Origin of the sequence: Leptospira dzoumogneensis (assembly GCF_004770895.1) — a bacterium.
Lineage (GTDB): Bacteria > Spirochaetota > Leptospiria > Leptospirales > Leptospiraceae > Leptospira_B > Leptospira_B dzoumogneensis.
The window spans coordinates 1-3,905 of sequence record NZ_RQHS01000006.1; the positions used below are offsets into that span (position 1 = coordinate 1).

Here is a 3,905-nt window from a genome sequence, read left to right on the forward strand (position 1 = left end):
CTCTGCGTGAGAATGGCCCTCTGCTACCTCTGTGTCTCCAACTACCGAAAAACCGGTATTTTGTCTCAAAAATCCTGAATTGGCTCTGTGGATTTTTCGGGAATGGCCGATAGGTAAAGGGATCGAGGTATAAACTCAAATGATGCGTTCCCTTTGGACTGCCGCGACCGGAATGATCGCTCAGCAATTTCATATAGATACAATTTCCAATAACTTGGCAAACGTGAATACCACCGGTTTTAAAAAGAACCGTGCGGATTTTGAGGATTTAGTTTACCAACATATGGTTTTGGCAGGAACACCTGCTACTTCCGTGAGTGAAATTCCTACAGGAGTGAATGTGGGTCACGGGGTGAGGGCAGCTGCTTCCCAAAAATTATTCGAGATAGGTTCTTTCCAAGCGACTGGAAATAAACTGGACCTTGCGATCACAAGCGAGATGGGATTTTTCAAGATCCAAATGCCTGACGGAAGTTTTGCATTCACTCGCGACGGTTCTTATAAGATAGATTCTAATCAACAAGTAGTAACATCTAACGGTTATTTGTTGGAGCCGCCTCTGATCCTTCCTGAGGGAGCGATCCTAAACACTTTGATGATCTCAGAGCAGGGAGAAGTTACCGTAAAGATCGGAGCCGATATCCGTCCTACAGTGATCGGTCAGGTGGAATTATATCGTTTTGTGAACCCTGCGGGTTTGCAGGCGATCGGTAAAAACTTATTCCAAGAGACTGTTGCTTCCGGTCCTGAAATTCCTGGAACTCCCGGTATGGAAGGTTTCGGGAATGTTCTACAGGGATTCTTGGAGATGTCTAACGTGAAGATCGTGGAAGAGATGGTGAATATGATCGTTGCTCAAAGAGCTTACGAGTCTAACTCTAAAGCCATCCAAACTTCCGATAATATGTTATCTACCGCGATCGGACTGAAACGTTAATTAATATGAGTTTCCGTTCTTTCATCCTATTCTGCATCTTAACCGGACTTTTTGTGTCCGGTTCGGAAAAGGTAGAAGGAATGGAAGCGGTCTATCTACGAGGAAAACTTCTCACCCAAAAAAAGGAAGTTTTACTTTCAGAGATCGCAAAACTTCCGGACGGGATGAAAGACAAGATTGTATTAAAAAATCTGAATGCACCTGTTATTATTCGCCCGGAAAGCCTGAAGGATGTTCTGGCAGGAATTCCGGTTTCCGGAAAAGAAACCTTAGTTTTACCTTTGGATTCCGAATTGGATCCGGAAGACTTGGAAGAAAGCCTGAAAAAAGAAGTTTTGAAACTTCCTCAAGACAGAGAAGGTGATTTTAAAATTTCCTATTTGAGCGGGGAAAGATTTGTTCCAAGCCAAGGTGTGGAACTAAAATGGGCAGGACTTCCTCAAGTCATTCATCCCGGACAAGTTGTAGCTTCTTTGGACTTTTATTTCGAGAATAGAAAGGTCCATACCCAAAGGATCAAATTCAAATTGGAAAGAAGAACGAATGCTCTCTTCGCCAAAAAAGAGATCCGCAAGGGACAAAAACTGCAGGCAGACGATCTGGAAGAAAGAACTGTCTATATGGAAGAATCATTTACGGACGGGATTTCCGGTAAGGATATAGGCTCCACTGCACTGAAGGATCTGCAAACAGGGGAACTTCTCCGCAAAAAACAATTTAGGTTCTTATTCGACGTGCAAAGAGGCGGGGACGTAAACCTAGTTTATACTAAGGGAAACCTGGTAGTAAAGTCCAAGACAAAAGCATTAAGTTCCGGTAATATTGGAGAAATAGTAGACGTTTCTTCTCATTCCAAAGAAGGAAAAATTTCCGCAAGAGTAGTAGAGAAGGGCACAGTCCTTTTAGAGAATTGATATGATCCGTAGTTTGAAATTTATACTTCCACTTCTATTTTTATCCGGAATGATCGCGCTTTTTGCTCAGGATCTATCCCAATGGCAGGATAAAAATCCTTACTCCAGAAGCCAAAATCTGAGAGTAGGAACTACTATATTCGTAAAATTGAAAGAAGGTTTTACTGCGGAGTTCGAGATCGAATCCACTGCGGATGAAAATATCACTATCAAGGCTGTGCCTGATAAAAAAGTGATCCCTGATAATCCTGCTTACAATACGGACCGCACAATCGTCCGTAAGAATAAAGGTAAGATCAAATCTTTAGGTAAACTAAAAGGAAATCTGACTGCTGTAGTAACGGCGATAGATACAAATACCGGTCTTTTAACATTACAAGGACAACGTTCTTCTACTTATAATGGGGAACCTTCTCAAGTTCTTTTGACTGGAAGATTATCTCCTGAGTTTATTTCCAGAGACAACTCTGTGGATGCGGATCGTATTGCCGATCTGCAGATCCAGTTCACCGGTAGAATTGAACCTAAAAATTTACAACCTCCTATCACTTTAAAAACGATCAATAACCCTGATGGAACCGTGACCGTTAAAGCGGAACTATCTGAAGAAGAAAAACAAAGATATATTCTGGAACAGTTGAACCGTTTATTGGGAGAGTCCAGATGAAAAGAGCAATTTTACTTTTTATAATATTCTCGGTATCACTTTCCGGTGCGGAAGTTCGTTTAAAAGACCTAGCTAAGATAGAAGGGATCAGGGATAATCAGATAACCGGATACGGGATCGTAGTCGGTCTGCCCGGCACTGGAGATTCTAAAACCCCGATGACCACCGAGAGTATGAAAAATTATCTCAAGAACCTGGGAGTGGATGCAAATCTTAAGCCGGAACAAACTAAAAATATAGCATCCGTATTAATAACCGCTAATATTCCTTCTTATGCTCGTAAGGGTGATAGACTGGATGTGACTGTTTCTTCCATCGGGGACGCAAAGTCTTTAGAAGGAGGAGTTCTTCTCCAATCTCCTTTGAAAACTGCGAATGATAAAATTTATGCGGTTGCAAGCGGCGTTATCTCTTTCGGCGGAAAAGAAAATAGCGCAGGAGGCTTAGGCAGAGCCTCTAAAAAAACCGTAGGAATAGTCCACGCAGGCGCAATCGTAGAAACGGAATTGAAAGAAGATTTTTTTTCCAACCAAAGAGTGGTCATTCGTTTGAACAGCCAAGACTTCTCCTTGATGAATAATGTGATCAATCGTATCAAAGAAACCGTTCCTGAAAAATTCGGATTAAAAGCGGAATCTATCCAAGCTTTAACTCCTTCCGAGATAGTTATAGAAGTGGGTGCCGGATTTTCCGCTAAGTCTCCGGGTTTACTCAATCTTCTTTCCGATCTGGAAAACATCACTGTAGAATCGAATCCAAGAGCAAAAGTAGTCATCAACGAAAGATCCGGAGTCATCGTAATGGGTGGAAACATCACAATCGATGAAGTTGCGGTCGCTAGATCCGGCTTAAGTCTTTCCGTTGCGGATAAGAATAGAAGACCTACAAGACTCAGCGGAGAAAAACCTCCTACGAAAGAATCTTTCGTGATAGAGGAGGCCACTCAGGTCTCCGATGTAGTGGAAGCATTGAATAAAGTAGGAGCTTCCACAAAAGATATTATAGCAATTTTAGAAGCATTGAAGGCGGCGGGTGCTCTTCATGCGGAACTGGAGATACAATAATGATAGATAAAATACAAGACTATCGATCTAAATTGGATCTTACCGAAAGACCTGAAGTCCAAAGGCTTTTACGTGAAGAAAAAAATACCAAGCCTGGACAAAGTTTTCCGGATCAATTAAGAGAAGAATTTAATAATACTTTATCAGGAAAAGTTTCTTCTTCCGAAGTGAGAATGCCTCATAATATCAAAGAGGAAATTGCCGCTGACCCGTATCGCAAAAAATTATTCGATGCTTCCGGTGAATTCGAATCCATCTTCGTTAAGATGATGTTGAAAGAAATGAAATCCACAGTTCATAAATCCGGGCTTATAGACGGCGGA

At 41.8% G+C, this 3,905-nt stretch carries 5 protein-coding genes; all 5 read left to right on the forward strand.

Annotated elements, in window-relative coordinates; all coding sequences use genetic code 11:
- Nucleotides 1–139 precede the first annotated feature (139 nt).
- Entirely contained in the window at nt 140–937 is a 798-nt protein-coding gene (gene flgG, locus EHR06_RS05605) for a flagellar basal-body rod protein FlgG (RefSeq protein WP_008590869.1), read from the forward strand.
- Between the two features lie 5 nt (nt 938–942).
- On the forward strand, nt 943–1,851 hold the full coding sequence (gene flgA / locus EHR06_RS05610) for a flagellar basal body P-ring formation chaperone FlgA (RefSeq protein ID WP_208757748.1): 909 nt from the start codon (nt 943–945) through the stop codon (nt 1,849–1,851).
- Nucleotide 1,852: 1 nt separating this feature from the next.
- Nucleotides 1,853–2,518 carry a flagellar basal body L-ring protein FlgH gene (locus EHR06_RS05615; RefSeq protein WP_135756110.1) on the forward strand — a complete coding sequence of 222 codons (666 nt, stop codon included), beginning with the start codon at nt 1,853–1,855 and terminating at the stop codon, nt 2,516–2,518.
- Complete coding sequence (locus EHR06_RS05620) at nt 2,515–3,582, forward strand: flagellar basal body P-ring protein FlgI (protein WP_135756111.1); 1,068 nt, start codon at nt 2,515–2,517, stop codon at nt 3,580–3,582. Before EHR06_RS05615 ends, EHR06_RS05620 begins: the two co-directional genes overlap by 4 nt.
- The coding region (locus EHR06_RS05625) for a cell division protein (RefSeq protein WP_244288514.1) at nt 3,579–3,905 on the forward strand (327 nt) is incomplete at its 3' end. The genes EHR06_RS05620 and EHR06_RS05625, both read left to right, overlap by 4 nt.

Bases quoted from the DNA above. Each gene is read 5' to 3' on its own strand.
- flgG (WP_008590869.1), top strand. From the start codon at position 140: ATGATGCGTTCCCTTTGGACTGCCGCGACCGGAATGATCGCTCAGCAA.
- EHR06_RS05615 (WP_135756110.1), top strand. From the start codon at position 1,853: ATGATCCGTAGTTTGAAATTTATACTTCCACTTCTATTTTTATCCGGA.
- EHR06_RS05620 (WP_135756111.1), top strand. From the start codon at position 2,515: ATGAAAAGAGCAATTTTACTTTTTATAATATTCTCGGTATCACTTTCC.
- flgA (WP_208757748.1), top strand. From the start codon at position 943: ATGAGTTTCCGTTCTTTCATCCTATTCTGCATCTTAACCGGACTTTTT.